The sequence below is a fragment of the Vibrio sp. A1-1 genome, assembly GCF_021728175.1.
Classification (GTDB): Bacteria; Pseudomonadota; Gammaproteobacteria; order Enterobacterales; family Vibrionaceae; genus Vibrio; species Vibrio diabolicus.
On record NZ_JAKKCL010000010.1, the window covers coordinates 116,103 to 133,276 of the forward strand.

The 17,174-nt window shown below is 47.4% G+C and carries 15 protein-coding genes; 7 read left to right on the top strand and 8 right to left on the bottom strand.

Features of this window, described 5'->3' with window-relative positions; genetic code table 11:
* Positions 1 to 68: 68 nt before the first annotated feature.
* The 4 genes from cysQ to L3V30_RS15200 form a co-directional block, all read right to left on the bottom strand.
* Positions 69 to 896, bottom strand: a complete 828-nt coding sequence (cysQ, locus tag L3V30_RS15185) for a 3'(2'),5'-bisphosphate nucleotidase CysQ (protein WP_237309222.1) — start codon at positions 894 to 896, stop codon at positions 69 to 71.
* A 44-nt stretch (positions 897 to 940) separates the two neighbouring features.
* Entirely contained in the window at positions 941 to 1,510 is a 570-nt protein-coding gene (gene nudE / locus L3V30_RS15190; RefSeq protein WP_005394971.1) for an ADP compounds hydrolase NudE, read from the bottom strand.
* A gap of 176 nt (positions 1,511 to 1,686) precedes the next feature.
* Complete coding sequence (nfuA, locus tag L3V30_RS15195) at positions 1,687 to 2,271, bottom strand: Fe-S biogenesis protein NfuA (RefSeq protein ID WP_005394968.1); 585 nt, start codon at positions 2,269 to 2,271, stop codon at positions 1,687 to 1,689.
* A 97-nt stretch (positions 2,272 to 2,368) separates the two neighbouring features.
* The gene (locus L3V30_RS15200; protein WP_085343385.1) at positions 2,369 to 3,094 is read right to left on the bottom strand and encodes a phosphoribosyltransferase family protein; all 726 of its coding nucleotides are present in this window, start codon (positions 3,092 to 3,094) and stop codon (positions 2,369 to 2,371) included.
* Between the two features lie 84 nt (positions 3,095 to 3,178).
* On the opposite strand from L3V30_RS15200, the gene bioH reads away from it, so the two are divergent.
* Both bioH and L3V30_RS15210 read left to right on the top strand, forming a co-directional pair.
* The gene (bioH, locus tag L3V30_RS15205; protein WP_237309223.1) at positions 3,179 to 3,946 is read left to right on the top strand and encodes a pimeloyl-ACP methyl ester esterase BioH; all 768 of its coding nucleotides are present in this window, start codon (positions 3,179 to 3,181) and stop codon (positions 3,944 to 3,946) included.
* A 124-nt stretch (positions 3,947 to 4,070) separates the two neighbouring features.
* Entirely contained in the window at positions 4,071 to 4,535 is a 465-nt protein-coding gene (locus L3V30_RS15210) for a hypothetical protein (RefSeq protein WP_005379316.1), read from the top strand.
* Between the two features lie 88 nt (positions 4,536 to 4,623).
* On the opposite strand, the gene L3V30_RS15215 is transcribed toward L3V30_RS15210, so the two are convergent.
* Positions 4,624 to 6,945, bottom strand: coding sequence for a Tex family protein (locus tag L3V30_RS15215; RefSeq protein ID WP_005394964.1), 2,322 nt, complete (start codon positions 6,943 to 6,945; stop codon positions 4,624 to 4,626).
* A gap of 229 nt (positions 6,946 to 7,174) precedes the next feature.
* Here L3V30_RS15215 and L3V30_RS15220 point away from each other — a divergent pair, with 229 nt between their 5' ends.
* The 5 genes from L3V30_RS15220 to envZ all read left to right on the top strand — a co-directional run bounded on the left by L3V30_RS15220 (position 7,175) and on the right by envZ (position 12,409).
* Positions 7,175 to 9,055 (top strand): RimK/LysX family protein, encoded by a 1,881-nt coding sequence (locus tag L3V30_RS15220; RefSeq protein ID WP_237309224.1) that lies wholly within the window; start codon positions 7,175 to 7,177, stop codon positions 9,053 to 9,055.
* 117 nt (positions 9,056 to 9,172) lie between these two features.
* Positions 9,173 to 9,664, top strand: a complete 492-nt coding sequence (greB, locus tag L3V30_RS15225; protein WP_005394962.1) for a transcription elongation factor GreB — start codon at positions 9,173 to 9,175, stop codon at positions 9,662 to 9,664.
* Between the two features lie 105 nt (positions 9,665 to 9,769).
* Entirely contained in the window at positions 9,770 to 10,165 is a 396-nt protein-coding gene (locus tag L3V30_RS15230; RefSeq protein WP_237309225.1) for a DUF1090 domain-containing protein, read from the top strand.
* A gap of 129 nt (positions 10,166 to 10,294) precedes the next feature.
* Positions 10,295 to 11,014: a two-component system response regulator OmpR gene (gene ompR, locus L3V30_RS15235; RefSeq protein WP_005394960.1), complete on the top strand. Its 720-nt coding sequence runs from the start codon at positions 10,295 to 10,297 to the stop codon at positions 11,012 to 11,014.
* Between the two features lie 102 nt (positions 11,015 to 11,116).
* Complete coding sequence (gene envZ / locus L3V30_RS15240; RefSeq protein WP_047009400.1) at positions 11,117 to 12,409, top strand: two-component system sensor histidine kinase EnvZ; 1,293 nt, start codon at positions 11,117 to 11,119, stop codon at positions 12,407 to 12,409.
* A gap of 73 nt (positions 12,410 to 12,482) precedes the next feature.
* On the opposite strand, the gene L3V30_RS15245 is transcribed toward envZ, so the two are convergent.
* The 3 genes from L3V30_RS15245 to trmH form a co-directional block, all read right to left on the bottom strand.
* A complete protein-coding gene (locus tag L3V30_RS15245; RefSeq protein ID WP_047009401.1) occupies positions 12,483 to 13,871 on the bottom strand; it encodes a uracil-xanthine permease family protein in 1,389 nt (462 codons plus the stop codon).
* Positions 13,872 to 14,105: 234 nt separating this feature from the next.
* Positions 14,106 to 16,187, bottom strand: a complete 2,082-nt coding sequence (gene recG / locus L3V30_RS15250; RefSeq protein WP_237309226.1) for an ATP-dependent DNA helicase RecG — start codon at positions 16,185 to 16,187, stop codon at positions 14,106 to 14,108.
* Between the two features lie 253 nt (positions 16,188 to 16,440).
* Positions 16,441 to 17,124: a tRNA (guanosine(18)-2'-O)-methyltransferase TrmH gene (trmH, locus tag L3V30_RS15255; protein WP_237309227.1), complete on the bottom strand. Its 684-nt coding sequence runs from the start codon at positions 17,122 to 17,124 to the stop codon at positions 16,441 to 16,443.
* Positions 17,125 to 17,174: the final 50 nt, after the last annotated feature.

The following is a 17,174-nucleotide window of genomic DNA, read 5'->3' on the forward strand; positions in this document are numbered from 1 at the left end:
AGGCCACGAACATATTCGTGGCCTTTCTATTGCTAGAATTTTGTGTTCTAAATTTTACCGATAGGGGCTTAATCTTTGCGTTGTAAAATCTCATTCCAAGGTAAATCCGCATCACCAAGCACAATAAAGTTTGGGTTTTCTAGTGTTTCCCGCTCGTTATATGACAGCGGCTCCAATTGCGTGCTGAGAATACGTCCGCCCGCTTCTTCAACAATGCATTGTGTCGCAGCGGTGTCCCACTCGCCAGTTGGGCCTAGTCTGAGATAGCAATCTACAGCGCCTTCTGCAACAAGACACGCTTTTAATGCCGCAGAGCCGAGCGGAATTAAATCGTAATTCCAAGCGCTGCTCATGCGGCTAGTGATGCGATTGATGTCTTGACGGCGGCTAATAGCAATCGCGATGCTTTGCCCTGGCTGCTCGTGTTTGTGCGTATGGATTTTTACGCTGTCCGACATGTCGGGAATTTTCCAGGCACCTTTGCCACTATAAGCGTAATAAGTCACGCCAGAGACAGGGCCATAAACGACCCCCATGGTTGGTTTATTGTTGTCGACCAGTGCAATAATAGTCGCAAAGTCGCCGCTGCGAGCGATGAATTCTTGAGTACCATCGAGAGGGTCGACTAACCAATACCGTTGCCACTGAGCCCGTTGCTCGAGGCTGATGTCTGCGTCTTCTTCTGACAATACGGGAATGTCGGGTGTGAGTTCACTCAAGCGTTCTGTGATGAGCTTGTGAGCCGCGATATCTGCGCTCGTTACCGGAGTCTCGTCACTTTTTGTGTAGGCCTCGTACTGTTTTTTTTCATATATTTCGAGGATCATTTGCCCGGCACTACGGGCAATTTCGATGACTTGAGGAAGCAGGTGAGATAGATCTTTTGTCATTGGCATAAGTGATAGTCCTTACTCACAGTATTATTCGGTTCTCATGACCGTTATTGGTTATGTTTGTGAGTGGTGTTTGGTAAGTGTTTCAGTGCCAACATTAGCGCGGTGATGCTTCGTGCTTCACAGAAATCCATGTGAGTTAATAACTCTTCGGCTTGCGCAAGTGGCCAACGCACAATTTCCAGTGGCTCAGGCTCATCGCCTTCTTGCTTCTCTGGATAAAGCGCCTGTCCTAAAAATAGAGTCATTTTGCTCGAAAAGTAAGACGGCGCGAGGATAACTTGTTTCAACGGAGTCAGCTGATTGCAGCCAAAGCCGATTTCTTCTTTTAACTCTCGATCCGCAGCTTGGTGTGGGGTTTCACCTGGATCAATCAACCCCTTCGGGAAGCCCAACTCGTAGCGTTCAGTCCCAGCGGCGTATTCACGTACCAGTAATAAATCGCCTTGCTCAGTCACAGGAACCACCATCACCGCATCGCGTCCACTTGGCTTCATGCGTTCATAAGTACGGTGTTCACCATTAGAAAAACGAAGGTCGAGCGCTTCCACGGCAAACAGTTTGGATTTTGCGACCGTTTGGCATGAGAGTATCTCTGGTGGGGTCCGTTTCGACATGGCGCTGGCTCCTTGGTGTCGTTGGCGTTTACGAGATGCGTAAGATTCTTAATATATGAGAACTCCGCCTGAGTTTCTAGCGGATTTTACGGGCAGAACTAAGCATCTCAAGGTTACCTCAGTATCGATACAAAAATGGGAGACCGAAGCCTCCCATTTTCTGACCGTATTTACTCTTAGTAGTAAGAGTGATCACCACGGTCATGTTCTGTTGCATCACGAACAGCGGTGAGTTCACCAACGAATTGGTTTAGCAGTTCTTTCTCGATGCCTTCTTTTAGTGTTACGTCAACCATAGAACAGCCATTACAGCCGCCACCAAATGCAACAATAGCAATGCCGTCTTCAGTGATTTCAACCAAGTTTACGTGACCACCGTGGCCAGCAAGCTGTGGGTTGACTTGAGTTTGGATAACGTATTCAACGCGCTCAACCAGTGGCGCGTCGTCCGCAACTTTACGCATTTTAGCGTTCGGAGCTTTTAGCGTTAGCTGAGAGCCCATTTTATCGGTAACAAAATCGATTTCAGCGTCTTCAAGGAATGGCAGACTTAGCTCATCCACGTAAGCTGAAAAACCGCTGTAAGGGATTTCAGTGTCGGTCGCTTCTACTGCTTCTGGTGGGCAGTAAGACACGCCACACTCAGCGTTTTGTGTACCTGGGTTCACAACGAAAATACGAATGTTAGTCCCTTCAGGCTGTTGACCTAAAAGGTTAGCGAAATGCGTTTGCGCAGTTTCTGTAATAGTAATATTTGACACGACGAATACCCGAGTAAATTTGTAGGTTACTGCTGCTATTCTACTCTTGTTGACGTATGGGTCTAGTCTTTTTGATGCTAAGGCATGGCGAAGCGATCTAGAGAGAACGAGGAGCAGGTGTTCTGCAGATGCAGTAAATATCGATGCTTTCTACGCCAACTTCAAGTAGTAAATGACATAATTGTCGGACGGTACTGCCTGTGGTGACCACATCATCGACGATGGCAACGTGGGAAGATGGCGGTCGCTTATTGAGAACAAATGCGCCTTTTAGGTTTTGTTCACGGCTCGCTTTAGTATTGCCGCGCTGTGATTGGGCGAGTCTGACCCGGCGAAAGACCTTCGCGTCGAAATTGGTTTTCAATTGCTGGGCGAGGTGTCGGGCTAAAACATCACTTTGATTAAATCCCCGGCGTAGGTAGCGCTGCCAGTGCAATGGTACACTGGTAATGATTGGAGCTGGTGTTGTAATGTGCTGCGCCAGTTGCTGGGTTAGTGCTTTTACATGCCAAGACTCTCCGTGATCTTTAAAGCGTTGTACTTCCCGTGAAAGGGGAAAGTCGTAATCGCCTAACGTATATAGTCTTTGCCATGGCGGTGGTTCTGAAAGGCATTCACCACAAATACTATCCGTACTCATTTCTTCTTTCTGTAACGTTAAACCGCAACGTTGGCATCGCTTGATTGGAGTTAGGTGTTGTAAACAGTGCTCACACCAACGCAGAGCATGCGTGTGGTTTGGTGTTTGAATCGGGAATCGACACAGACCGCATTGACTGCTCAACACGCGATGCATGATGTTTTGCCAGTGATGAGATAACATAGCGCTTATTCATGGTGATATTTTACTCAGCCTAACGCTTGGCTGATGGCGTAGGGAATAAAATTAGTGGGAGAGATTGAGAGCATGAGCACGAAATTACATTGGCAGTCGTTTGGTGAAGGACCAGATCTGGTGTTGTTACATGGTTGGGGTATGAATGGCGCGGTTTGGCAGCAAACCGTCGAATCACTTCAAACTGATTTCCGTGTTCATGTTGTTGACCTTCCGGGCTATGGACACAGTGCCGAGCATCATGGTGAAGATTTAGACCATATTGCTAACTTGGTCGCGCAAAGTGCGCCAAAGAAAGCGATTTGGCTTGGCTGGTCCCTCGGAGGCTTAGTGGCGACGCATGTCGCATTAAACATGCCCGAGCGTGTGACTAAGTTGATCACCGTCGCCAGTTCACCAAAATTTGCCGCAGAGAAGCCTTGGCGCGGTATTCAACCGAATGTACTGAGCGCGTTCACCTCTCAGTTGTTAGAAGATTTTTCACTGACCATTGAGCGCTTTATGGCGTTGCAAGCGATGGGCAGTCCATCTGCACGCAAAGATGTGAAACAACTCAAGCAAGCGGTACTGTCGCGCCCTCAGCCAAACCCTGAGTCGCTGTTGGTTGGGCTAAACATCCTTGCTGATGTGGACCTGCGCGATGCATTGACGTCTCTTTCTGTACCAATGCTGCGTCTTTATGGTCGTTTGGATGGATTGGTGCCGATTAAAGTGGCGAATGATTTAAGTGAACAGTTACCTCATACTCAGCAGTTTGTTTTCAATCAGTCCTCTCATGCGCCCTTTATGACCGAACATGAAGAGTTTTGTGCCCAAATTCGAGAGTTTGCTCACGATTAATCAAATACAAGCGGAAAAAGCTCAAGCTGTTTAAAAAATGGTCGATATAAAGGTTGGTGAGGTTTTATTAGCCAATAAAGCTAAGCCATATTGACGAGTTGGGCGACTCTGAGGAGGGTTCGCAATGATTGTGTCACCGACCAACGTAAGTGTGCCACTGATCGCCCCATCCGTGAATGTGCAGACGGAACAAGCAGCTCGCGACAATAAAGTCCGAGAGCCTGTGACGCCAACGGTCGCATTGGCCAAAACCAATGCAGAGCGAAAAGTAAAAGGCGATGACAAGCGCCGACGTCAGTCTTCTTGGGATCCTTCAGAGCATCCTGATTATGACATGGAAACAGAAGTCGACACGCGTTATCAAGAAGAGCCGGAAGATACACTAGAACGGCTTTTTAGTTTGCTTGCGCTCAAGTCGTACAGTGAAGACCAAGGTAAGGGCTACGCAATTCGTTTTCGCTTACCAAAGCGCATTTTGGATGCTGCGATCAATGAAGGATTAATGGAAAAGCGCAGGAAGGTGATCAAGTTTCATTATGGTCATGCAGTCGCTCCCCATACCCCGTCAGAAGTGATAGCAGTATTATGACGACTCAATATCCTACTCAAACAAAAACGCTCCAAGCAGATTGAACTGATTGGAGCGTTTTCTTTTTAGCAGTGAAACCTAGGTAAGGTTACTTTTTCGCTTTAGCAAACGCTGCCGCAAAAGCACCGCCCATTGCACTGTTCGATGAAGACTCATCGCGGCGAGGCTGACGACGTTGTGCTTGGTCATTACGACGCGGTGCGGCTGAAGAGCGTTGGCTGCGGTTATCTTGACCCGGTTCGTCTTTCAAACGCATCGATAGACCAATACGCTTACGCTGTACGTCCACTTCCATCACTTTTACTTTGACGATGTCACCTGCTTTCACGACTTCACGTGGATCAGAAACATAGCGGTCAGTCAGCGCAGAAATGTGGACCAGACCATCTTGGTGAACACCGATATCGACGAAGGCACCAAAGTTGGCTACGTTCGAGACCACGCCTTCGAGGATCATGCCCGGTTCTAGATCAGAAACTGAATTGACGCCTTCTGCAAACGTAGCGGTCTTGAATTCAGGACGTGGGTCACGACCCGGTTTATCCAGTTCTTTGATGATATCGGTAACCGTTGGGACACCAAAGTGTTCATCGGTATAATCCACAGCGTGTAAGCCTTTAAGGAATGCTGAGTCACCAATCAGTGCCTTGATGTCTTTGCTGTTTTTCTCAGCGATTGCTTTGACTACTGGGTACGCTTCCGGGTGGACCGCTGAAGCATCAAGTGGGTTCTTGCCGTCCATAATACGTAGGAAGCCAGCACACTGTTCGAACGCTTTAGGACCCAAGCGAGGTACTTTCTTTAACGTCGTACGTGCTTCGAAGCGGCCATTTTCGTCGCGGAAGTCGACAATGTTCTGCGCGATGGTGCTTGATAAGCCTGCTACGCGCGTTAATAGTGCGGCAGAAGCCGTGTTCACATCAACGCCAACCGCGTTTACACAGTCTTCCACAATCGCATCTAGGCGTTTTGCCAACATAGATTGGCTTACATCGTGCTGGTATTGACCCACACCGATCGATTTCGGATCGATTTTCACGAGCTCAGCCAATGGATCTTGCAAACGACGCGCAATCGACACTGCACCACGCAGTGATACATCCATATTCGGGAACTCTTTCGCTGCGAGTTCAGAGGCCGAGTACACCGATGCGCCTGCTTCGCTGACGATGATTTTCTGAACTTTTAGGTTGCCGCGTTTGATTACGTCTGCGACAAAGCTATCGGTTTCACGAGAAGCCGTGCCGTTACCAATCGCAATTAAATCCACGTTGTACTTACGCACTAACTGGTCAACGATTTGCGCTGATTTGTCGTATTGTTTTTGCGGAGGGTGAGGGTAGATGGTTTCCGTAGCCAGAACTTTACCCGTTGAATCGACAACCGCGATTTTTGAACCGGTACGCAGGCCAGGATCGAGACCAAGTGTTGCGCGAGGACCTGCCGGCGCCGCCATCAACAAATCTTTTAGGTTAGTCGCAAATACTTCAATCGCTTCAATTTCAGCACGCTCTTTCATTGCGCCCATTAGCTCGGTTTCCATGTGCATCGATACTTTGATGCGCCATGCCCAGCTGATCACTTGTTTGCGCCATGCATCTGCTGGTGCGCTACTTAACGTCACGCCATAATGGTCGGCAATGATGGTTTCACAGTAAGATTGGCGAGCACCTTCTTCCTGCTCTGGATCAGCGTTCATGGCTAAAGTCAGGAAGCCTTCATTGCGGCCGCGCAACATCGCAAGTGCACGGTGAGAAGGGACTTTGCTCAGCGGTTCGTTGTGATTGAAGTAATCTTTGAACTTCTCACCTTCTTGCTCTTTTCCTTCAACGACTCGTGAGACAAGTTCCGCATTACGATTTAAGTGGTTACGGATTTTTTCCAGTAAGTTTGCGTCTTCAGCAATGCGTTCCATGATGATCGCACGGGCACCGTCTAGGGCGGCTTTGGTATCTGTGATGCCTTTGTCGGCATCAAGATATTTACTTGCTTCGCTTTCTGGCTCGGTTTGCGGATGATTCCACAGCATGTCAGCTAGCGGTTCTAGGCCGGCTTCAATGGCGATTTGGCCTTTAGTGCGTCGTTTAGGTTTGTAAGGTAAGTAAAGGTCTTCAAGACGAGTCTTGCTATCGGCTTGAATAATTTCTTGCTCAAGCTCAGGCGTCAGTTTGCCTTGCTCTTGGATCGATTTGAGAATGGTTTGACGGCGGTCATCCATTTCACGAAGGTAAGACAGACGGCTGTCCAGAGTACGCAGTTGGGTATCATCAAGGCCACCCGTCACCTCTTTGCGGTAACGTGCAATAAAAGGGACGGTGTTACCGTCATCAATTAGGGTGACAGCGGCGTTGACTTGCTCAGGGCGAACATTCAGTTCTTGAGCAATCATACGACAGATAGCTTGGCTCATCCGTGTTTTCTCTTTCAATTCGGTTTGGGTTGTATAGAACATTGGGGTCGTTCGAAGAATTTGCAATGTTTTAAATTAACGAGACAAAAATTTACCGGGCGCTGGTGGACATCAGTCAGATTTGTGTCAAAACTGTAATTAAATTGAGAACTTATATCCGCAACTATCGACTAACCTATATCCACGGTTATTGATATAACTAAATGTACCTCGGCTTATACGGATAATCATGATGAAAAAAATGTCTTTGGCGTTAGCGCTTACGAGTGCCTTACTTGTCGCCCCGCTTAGTTGGGCACAATCCATATCAGCAACCACACAAGACCCTGTATATCAGCTTGATGATAAGTTGGTGCTTGGACGAGTGGAGAGCGTTTACTACAGTGATATTCCAGAGCTAAAAGCGGTACCATTTATTGGCAAGATTGATACTGGTGCTGACACCACGTCTATGCATGCGGAGAACATCCATGTCAGTAGCTCTCATCCTGACTACCAGAACTTGAAAGACAACGAGTTGTTGTGGGCGATTGTCGATGATTTAGGTGGGACGAAGGCGAAGTGGGATGCCGATACTTTTAAACCATATCAAGTGAAGGTGAGCTTTACGGTTCCTCATCCTTACACAGGAAAAGAAATACAGATTACCGATGATCTGGAGCGAGTGAGCGCCATTCGTAGTCGAACAAGCAAAAAACCTATTTTACGCCCGACGATAAAAATGCCGATGACGATTGCAGGCCGCACCGTCGATACAGAAGTGAACCTGACCAAGCGCACGCAATTCTCTTCTCCTATCTTGATTGGTAAAACCTATCTCGATAACAATGCGTGGGTATTCGCTGGCTACGACTATCTTCAAGAGCAACCAAGCGCAAAAATGATCGGCAAAAAAGAGACGGTTGAAGTTGAGGGAGTGCCATACAAGATCAGCATCTCAACCACCAGCCGCTACACCAACGTTCACGCACTGGATATCAAGGTTGATAAAAAGAACAATGCAGTTTCTTTCACGCTAGAAGGTGAAAACGGCAAGCGCCACCCAATGACGTTACCTTTGGTACGCATGCTGAAAACCACTAAGAGCGAGCGTCCGTTGGTCTACTTACCAGTGAAAATCGACGAAAACGAAACTCAACGTTGGTTAGTCTATTTGCGTGACCGCAGTAAGTTCAGTTCACAAATTCGCTTGGGTCAGGATGTCGCGAGCCAACACTTTGTGATTGATACCGACAGAGAAAACCTATTGGGCGGTGTTGAAAAAACGTTCAAGAGCGCACTCAAGTCAAAGCCCCTTGTGATTTCACCGGAAGAACAAGTCACCATTGATGGTTATACCGTTCCTGCTTACCCCACGTTTACGGTGAAAACGCCATTACTGCGTGTAAATGGCTTTGAAGTAACAGAAAAAGGTAAGGATGAATCCGTCACGTTTTATTTAATGAACGATGAGGGTAAAGAAGAAAAAATTACCAAGCCCGTGGTGAAAAAGCTCAAAGTGGGTAGCACTGTGCGTCCCGTTGTTGATGGCGATTTCCTTTTCGGTAGCAAAGAGACATCAATGGAATTTGCACTCGATGTGCTAGATGAAGACGAGACGCAACCATTTTTCGTTTTTGGTCATGACATCGCCAAAGGCGGTGTGCTGCTGAATACTCGCGCCGACCATTTACTAGATGCAAGGCCACTTTTCAAAGCTGGTCATATCGAAGTGGCTGAAGTGGAAGGGATGTCTTTCCCTGTTAAATTGGACACTGGTGCTGACGTGAGCTCGATTAATGCCAAGGACATCAAGCGCTTTCAAAAAGACGGTAAAGATATGGTGAGCTTTACTTATGAAAACGATCTAGGCATGACCAAGGCGTTTACCCGTGAGGTGGTGGATGTCATGCGTATAACGGCCAAAAAAGGAGAAAAGGCCAATGAACGGCCGGTAGTAGAAATGCACGTTAAACTTGGCGAGTTAGAGAAGAAGATCCGAGTCAATTTGCAAGACCGAGGTCGCTTCCATTACAGCATGATTTTAGGTAAAAACTTCCTAAAACATGGCGCGGTTGTTTCGAGTGATACGAATTACATCGTGACGCAAAAACCAGATTACGAAAAGTAGCACTCTGGCCGCCTTATTATCTTGATACCCAAAGCCCGAACGAAGCCAGTGCTTTGGGTATATCATCTCCTTAATGCTGCTCAAGAGCGGCATTTTTTAGTTGAGATAGGAGTTAACTTGAAAACTAAGCTGATTACCCGTGAAGGTTATAACAAACTCAAACAAGAGCATGATTACCTTTGGAATGAAAAGCGTCCTGAAATCACCAAAATCGTCACTTGGGCGGCGAGCCTGGGCGATCGCTCAGAAAATGCGGATTACACCTTCAATAAACGTCTGCTTCGTCAGATAGACCGTCGTGTTCGATTTCTTCGCAAGTTTCTGCCTGAAGTCACGATCGTTGACTATTCTCCGCAGCAAGAAGGCAAAGTCTTTTTTGGTGCTTGGGTTGAAATAGAAAATGAGGCTGGAGAGGTGAAGAAGTTCCGCATTGTTGGGCCTGAAGAGATTTATGGAGATGCGAAAGACTACATCTCTATCGATTCACCTATGGCGCGAGCGATGTTGAAAAAGCAAGTGGATGAAGAATTCACGGTGCGAACCCCAGAAGGTGAAAAAGAGTGGTTCATTAACTCGATTGAATACAACAAACCAGCCTTGGAAGACTGAGGCTTTATCACCGATTCAAGTCTCTTGAAGTTCACTGGAAGTGACTTGAGTCTCAACGTCAGCTTATTGAATACAAAGGCATGGTGCCTTTCTCGGAGAAGTAAAATGAACAAAGCAGTCATGTGTAGCGCTGCACTAACAATAGGATTCTCACTCTCAGTTTTTGCTCAAGATGAAGTGAAAGGCTGTGACGCCAAAGAGTTAGCGGTAGAACAGCAGCTTGAGTATGCGAAAGCACAAGGTAATGAACATCGAATTAAAGGCTTAGAACAGGCACTTACCGCTATCCAGAATGAATGTTCGGAAGGTGAACTGCGTCAAGAACTGCAAGCGGAAGTGGACGAAAAGGCGCGAGACGTTGAGGTGCGTGAGCAAGAACTAGCGGAAGCGCAGCGCTCAGGGAAAGCAGACAAAATCGAGAAAAAACGTCACAAATTGGCAGAAGCACAACAAGAGTTACTTGAGGCCAAACGTGAACTGGAATGGAATTATGGCCAATAGTAGGTGCTGAAAATACCTACTAGAGAGAAAATAAAGCGCTTAAGATAAAAAGAGTAACAATTTGCTTGAGCACGTTAGGAAAAACAGTGATACATTTTCGACAATAGATGCTTCTGAAAGGATGTTTCAATGCAAGAAAATCATAAAATTTTAGTGGTTGATGACGATGCTCGTTTACGTGCTCTATTGGAGCGTTACCTTTCTGAGCAAGGTTTTCAGGTCCGAAGTGTCGCCAATGGCGAACAGATGGATCGCCTACTAACGCGCGAAAACTTTCACTTAATGGTGCTGGACCTAATGTTGCCAGGTGAAGACGGTTTGTCGATTTGTCGTCGCCTACGCCATGCAAACAACATGCTGCCAATCTTAATGCTCACCGCGAAAGGTGATGAAGTGGACCGCATTGTGGGTCTGGAAGTGGGGGCGGATGATTATTTGCCAAAACCATTTAACCCACGTGAATTACTCGCTCGTATTAAAGCCGTACTACGCCGTCAAACCGTAGAGTTGCCGGGCGCGCCAAGCACCGAAGAAAAAGTAGTGGAGTTTGGTGAGTTCCGACTCAATCTAGGCACTCGCGAGATGTTCCGCGGTGACGAGGCAATGCCACTGACCTCAGGAGAGTTTGCTGTCCTGAAAGCGCTCGTGACGAATGCGCGAGAGCCGATGTCACGAGACAAATTGATGAACATGGCACGTGGCCGTGAATATTCTGCGATGGAACGTTCTATTGACGTGCAAATCTCACGTTTGCGTCGCATGTTAGAAGACGATCCAAGCAAGCCACGCTACATTCAAACCGTGTGGGGGTTAGGTTACGTTTTCGTCCCAGACGGCAAAGAGGTGTAATCTCCTCACTCCATAGCCAGCACTTGGCTATAGCAACTTCAGCCTTCAAGTCCTTCCCTTCGAAGGCTGAAATTTCGCGATTAGGACCACCAGGAACGTTCCATGCGCATCCGAAGTTCACTGACACAATCTATTCTGCTGTTCATCTCTTTGCTTCTCGCTAGCCAAGTTTTCTCTTACTACGCCGTTTTTAACTACGCGTTGATGCCGAGTTTGCAGCAGTTCAATAAAATTCTCGCCCATGAGCTCAATTTGGTGCTTGATGATGAAGGGCCATTAAAATCTGATGCACCGCTGAGACGTCAATTATTAGAAAGGCTGGGGGTGACGGTTCACAGCCTTGACAGCGATAAAGCGGTTGAATTTCATCACGCGATGTCGATTGATTTGATGTCTGAAGAAATGAGCCAAGAGCTAGGTTCGCCGACCGAAGTGCGCTTATTGCTTGGTGATGAAAGTTACATCTTGTGGATGCACATCGAAAAGTTGCCGAACTCCATCATTCGTATTCCTTTATCTGAGCTGCAAGAAGAAGATTTTGCACCGCTGTTTCGTAACAGCTTGATTATGGCGCTGCTGATCATTGCTGGTGGTTGGTTGTTTATTCGTTTACAAAACCGCCCACTTTTGGCTTTAGAGAGAGCCGCGAAGGACGTCGGTCGAGGTGAAATCCCGCCACCGCTGGCAGAAAAAGGCGCATCGGAAATTCGCTCTGTAACCCGAGCGTTTAATCAAATGTCCAAAGGCATTCAGGAGCTCGAAGAAGATCGCGCCCTATTAATGGCGGGGATTAGCCATGACTTGCGAACACCGCTGACGCGCATTCGCTTAGCGACAGAAATGATGTCTCCCGAGGACAGCTACCTTGCTGAAGGGATCATTAGCGATACGGAAGAGTGCAATGAGATCATTAGTCAGTTTATGGACTACCTCAAACCGGTGAACAAAGAATCGTTTGAACCTGTGGATATCAGTACGATTGCCAGTGATGTCGCCAGTTCGGAAGGTGGTTATGAGGCTGAAATTGAAACGGATCTTAATCCTAACCTGCCGCCAGCTAAAGGAAGCGCCATTGCGATTAAACGGGCGATCAGTAATTTAGTTGTCAATGCACTGCGTTACGGCAATGGCTGGGTCAAAATCAGTACTGGTGTGACGGCAGATAAGCAGCTAGTGTGGATATCGGTAGAAGACAACGGACCGGGTATCGAGCATTCTCAAATCGCAAAATTATTTGAACCCTTTACGCGTGGTGATACAGCTCGCGGCAGTGAAGGTACAGGGCTTGGGCTGGCGATAGTGAAGCGTATAATCAGCCAGCACTCAGGCTCTGTGGTGATGCGTAATCGCAGTGAAGGCGGTTTAATCGCTCAAATCAGCTTTCCTACCAAGTAAGTCGGTGACTGTACCATTTAAAACAAAAAGCCCAACCTAAACAGGTTGGGCTTTGCTTTTCTCTACAATCTTATTAAGACTCTTTTACTTCTTGAGGAAGTTCATCTTCGTCTTCCAGTTTCTCTGGCAGAAGTAGGTTTAAAATGATCGCTGTGATACCACCTGCAGCAACGCCAGTGGAGAAAATACTCTTAATAAATTCTGGCATGAATTGCAGAATCTCTGGTTTTTGCGCGATACCAAGCCCCATTGAGAAGGATAAGGCCATGATCAGAATTGCGCGGCGATCGAGCTCAACACGAGAGATAATACGTACACCAGCGGCAGCAATCGTACCAAACATGACAATCGTTGCGCCACCAAGTACTGGCTCAGGAATCAGCTGAACAAAGCTAGCGACACCAGGAAACAAGCCAAGAATCACTAACATGCCAGAAATAAAGTAACCCACGTAACGGCTCGCAACCCCTGTTAGCATGATGATGCCGTTATTCTGGCTAAAGGTGGAGTTCGGGAAACTGTTAAACACGGCTGCGATTGCAGAGTTTAAGCCGTCTGCTAACACACCACCCTTAATGCGTTTCATGTACACAGGGCCTTTGACTGGCTCGCCAGACACTTCGGATGTGGCGGTAATATCGCCGATGGCTTCTAGTGCGGTAATAAAGAAAATCAGCACCAGCGGAATGAACAGAGACCAGTCAAACGATAAGCCATATTGCATTGGTACCGGTAGTGCTACAAGCTCGGTTGTGCCTAGCTGAGAAGTATCTACCATCCCCATAAAATACGCCATGATGTAGCCTACTAGCATCGCAATCACAATCGAAGCCACACGGATATATGGGTTTTTCGAGCGATTTAATATCACAATCAAGCCAAGTACCGTTCCAGCGAGCGCTAGTTTGTCTAAGCTGCCGAATGTTCCTTCATTTAATGCCGCGTAGCCACCCCCCATTGATACCAAGCCGACTTGAATCAGTGTGAGACCGATAAGAGTGACGACAATGCCTGAAACGAGCGGAGTGATAATGCGACGGGCATGCTCTAATACGCGAGATAGGAAAATCTCCGCAAATGATGCCACTAAAATCGTACCAAAAATGGCTGCCATCATGGTGCTGATGTCTGCTCCACCTGCTTTCAGCGATAGGCCTGCACCAATAATAGGACCTAAAAAGTTAAAGCTGGTGCCTTGAACAGAGAGTAAACCAGAGCCAATTGGGCCAAAGGTGCGAATTTGAATAAACGAAGACACGCCTGACGCAAATAAAGACATGCTGATGATGGTATTCGTTTGGTCTGCTGGTACACCCAAAGACTGACAGATGATCAGTGACGGAGTGATAACCGCGACGAACATCGCCAATAAGTGCTGAAGTGCGGCAAAAATGGTTTGAGGCAAAGGTGGTCGATCATTGAGTTGATAGACCAGTTCCGAAGATCGGTTTGAAGTTGTCATTGTTTGTCTCGCTAGTCGCAATATATTCCCAGATCTCGCTGAATGGGAGAGCAGGGTGGAGTTGACGTCGTTACCTGTGATTGCTGTTAATCAGAGTCAACTCAGGTTGGTGGAGTGTGATGCAACACACTTAAAAAATTTGTGCGCGATTATAGAGAGATTTATCTAAAAAGCAAACGATTGCTTTGGTTTTTAGCGTATTAAAAAACGAGCCATTTGGCTCGCTTTCAATCATTACGCTTTGGAGTAAATATCCCGCTCACCCAACCAGCGATCGATAATCGCTGTTGCGTTAGTCGGGTAATTGTCATGAATATGACGCGCAAGACGCTGAACTTCGGGAATCAGGCGTTGATCTCGAACTAAGTCTGCAATTTTGAAATCAGCAAGACCAGTCTGCTTTGTACCCAAGAGTTCGCCCGGACCACGAATCTCTAAGTCTTTCTGTGCGATGACGAAGCCATCGTTACTTTCACGTAGTACTCCCAGACGTTTTTGCGCGGTTTTCGACAGTGGAGAGTGGTACAGCAGCACACAATGGCTAGCAACGGAACCTCGGCCCACGCGACCTCTCAACTGGTGTAATTGTGCCAAACCAAGACGTTCAGGGTTTTCTATGATCATCAAGCTAGAGTTTGGCACATCCACGCCAACTTCAATAACCGTCGTTGCGACCAGCAAATGCAGTTTATTGTCTTTGAAATCTTGCATCACCGCTTGTTTCTCTGCCGGCTTCATTCGGCCGTGTACTAGACCAATTTTTACGTCCGGTAGCTTACGTTGAAGCTCTTCAGCGGTATCTGCCGCGGCTTGCGCTTCTAATACTTCCGACTCATCAATCAGAGTACACACCCAATATGCCTGCTTACCTTCGTTTAAGCAGGCATTTCGGACACGCTCGACGATGTCGTCACGTTTTGTGTCAGGAATGGCGACGGTTTGAATCGGCGTTCGACCCGGAGGCAGTTCGTCAATCACGGAAGTTTCCAGGTCAGCGTATGCGGTCATCGCTAACGTGCGAGGAATAGGCGTTGCCGTCATGATCAACTGATGTGGGTAGGCGCCTTGTTTTGCGCCTTTTTCACGTAACTCTAATCGCTGATGGACACCGAAGCGGTGCTGTTCATCAATGATGACCAAAGCAAGGTGATGAAATTCGACGTGCTCTTGGAATAGCGCGTGAGTACCCACTACCATTTGCGCTTCACCACTGGCAATGCGAGCCAGCTCGGCTTCCTTTGCTTTACCTTTGAGTTTGCCCGCTAACCAACCGACTTGAATACCCATTGTTTCAAACCAGTTGGCGAAGTTGATCGCGTGTTGCTCAGCCAATAGTTCGGTTGGTGCCATGAGTGCCACCTGATAGCCGTGCTCAATGGCACGAACGGCGGCCAGAGCGGCAACCAACGTCTTCCCCGATCCCACATCACCTTGCACTAGGCGCATCATTGGGTGGGGTTTTTCTAAATCGGTTTCAATCTCTTGTACTACTCGGGTTTGAGCGTTCGTTGGAGAGAAAGGCAGTTGGGCTAAAAGCTGCGTTTTTAGTTTATTGCAAGGACCGAGACGTAACGCTGAATCCTTCTGGCCTTTGCTACGAACCGCCAGCATCGATAAGTTTTGTGCGAGCAACTCTTCCATGATCAAGCGGATTTGAGCAGGATGTTTGCCTTCGTCAAACTCATCTAAATTAATGGTTGGTGGTGGGCGATGAATGGTGTGCAGAGCTTGCGACATCGTGATTTGATGGTCATACAACCCAGCTGGAAGTAATTCCTGAACCGCGGTTTTATCAAGTAGGGCCAAAGCTTGTTCGGTAAGGTTGCGCAATGTGATTTGGCGTAAACCATCTGTAGTGGGATAAACAGGGGTTAAGTTCTGTTCTACATCGGGCTTTTGATCGCTGACGTAAAACTTGTAGTCAGGATGAACAATTTCCAAGCCCATTCCACCGCGCTTAATTTCACCGTAAGCATGTACTAACTTACCTTGTGTGAAATTGTTCTTCATGGCCGCGGTAAAGTTGAAAAAGCGCAGCGTGATAGTGCCATTACCGTCGCTGATTTTTACCGTTAGCATTTTGCGCTTACCGAAGATGGTGTCGACTGCCATGACCTTGCCTTGCACGGCCGCCCAAAGGCCGGCATGAAGTTTAGCAATAGGATAAATACGGGTACGATCTTCGTAGCGCAGTGGAAGATGAAACAGCAAATCTTGAACGCTATGTAAGCCAACTTTGGCGAGTTTTTCTGCGACTTTCGCGCCAACCCCAGAAAGGGAGGTTAATGGGACGGCAGATAACATTTGGGCGGACATAGAGGGCTCAAGAAAATGGTTAACATAGCAGTATGTTAACCATGGAGCTGTGTTTTTGTACAGGAAAAAATAGTCATGCTTTAGTTAGTGTCATGATTTGACTGATAACCTATCATTCCGAGGAGCTTTAGCGACATCAGGATTCTTTTTCCAACAAGTATGTCGCTGAAGTTAACACTACCAGCATCTGTATACTCCAGAATTAGATCTTGAATCACGCCCCTTCGCCGCTGTTCAGGATGACGAAAGTCTGTTACTTGCTTTGCATCTCTTGCCACCACGCGTCATCGGCGATGATTTGACCTTCTTCATCGAGTGGTGGGTAAACGAGCCCTTTTCGTTTCGCGACCTTTGCCAGCACTGGGTGACCACGTTCAAAGAGAATACGGTTGATTGTCTCTTTAGGCAGAGCGCTTTCTTCTCGGTCGTACATGCCTGCGGCTTCACGTTGACGTTGCGCTTCATACAAAATTACAGCACTGGCAACCGATACGTTTAGTGACTGCACCATGCCTATCATCGGGATAATTATGTCTTGATCGGCAAGTTGTTTGGCTTGATCTGAAGTGCCAACTTTTTCACTGCCTAAAATGATGGCAGTTGGTTTGGTGTAGTCGATTTCGCGAAAATCGACGGCGGTGTCTGAAAGATTAGTCACCAAAACCTGCATACCTTGCGCTTTGAGCTCGGTAATCGCAGTTTCAATTGAATCGTGAGTATCAACTTCAACCCAGTTACGCGCGCCAGCTGAGGTATGGCTCAGCGTACGCATTTTGTCAGGCCAAATGGCATGAACTTTGTGTAAACCTGTCGCGTCAGCGGTACGGATCACGGCAGAGACGTTGTTTGGCTTATGCACTTCTTCGAGACAAAGTGTCAGATCAGTTTGGCGAGTTTTTAGGACTTGGTGAATGCGGTTGTAACGTTCTAGGTTCATATTTATTGAGGTATAAAAAATCGCCACCTAACAGGGTAGGTGGCGATAGA

Excerpts from the sequence above, each read along its gene's own strand:
- cysQ (WP_237309222.1), bottom strand. The coding sequence starts at position 896 with ATGCCAATGACAAAAGATCTATCTCACCTGCTTCCTCAAGTCATCGAA.
- nudE (WP_005394971.1), bottom strand. The coding sequence starts at position 1,510 with ATGTCGAAACGGACCCCACCAGAGATACTCTCATGCCAAACGGTCGCA.
- L3V30_RS15200 (WP_085343385.1), bottom strand. The coding sequence starts at position 3,094 with ATGTTATCTCATCACTGGCAAAACATCATGCATCGCGTGTTGAGCAGT.
- bioH (WP_237309223.1), top strand. The coding sequence starts at position 3,179 with ATGAGCACGAAATTACATTGGCAGTCGTTTGGTGAAGGACCAGATCTG.
- L3V30_RS15210 (WP_005379316.1), top strand. The coding sequence starts at position 4,071 with ATGATTGTGTCACCGACCAACGTAAGTGTGCCACTGATCGCCCCATCC.
- L3V30_RS15215 (WP_005394964.1), bottom strand. The coding sequence starts at position 6,945 with ATGAGCCAAGCTATCTGTCGTATGATTGCTCAAGAACTGAATGTTCGC.
- L3V30_RS15220 (WP_237309224.1), top strand. The coding sequence starts at position 7,175 with ATGATGAAAAAAATGTCTTTGGCGTTAGCGCTTACGAGTGCCTTACTT.
- L3V30_RS15230 (WP_237309225.1), top strand. The coding sequence starts at position 9,770 with ATGAACAAAGCAGTCATGTGTAGCGCTGCACTAACAATAGGATTCTCA.
- ompR (WP_005394960.1), top strand. The coding sequence starts at position 10,295 with ATGCAAGAAAATCATAAAATTTTAGTGGTTGATGACGATGCTCGTTTA.
- envZ (WP_047009400.1), top strand. The coding sequence starts at position 11,117 with ATGCGCATCCGAAGTTCACTGACACAATCTATTCTGCTGTTCATCTCT.
- L3V30_RS15245 (WP_047009401.1), bottom strand. The coding sequence starts at position 13,871 with ATGACAACTTCAAACCGATCTTCGGAACTGGTCTATCAACTCAATGAT.
- recG (WP_237309226.1), bottom strand. The coding sequence starts at position 16,187 with ATGTCCGCCCAAATGTTATCTGCCGTCCCATTAACCTCCCTTTCTGGG.
- trmH (WP_237309227.1), bottom strand. The coding sequence starts at position 17,124 with ATGAACCTAGAACGTTACAACCGCATTCACCAAGTCCTAAAAACTCGC.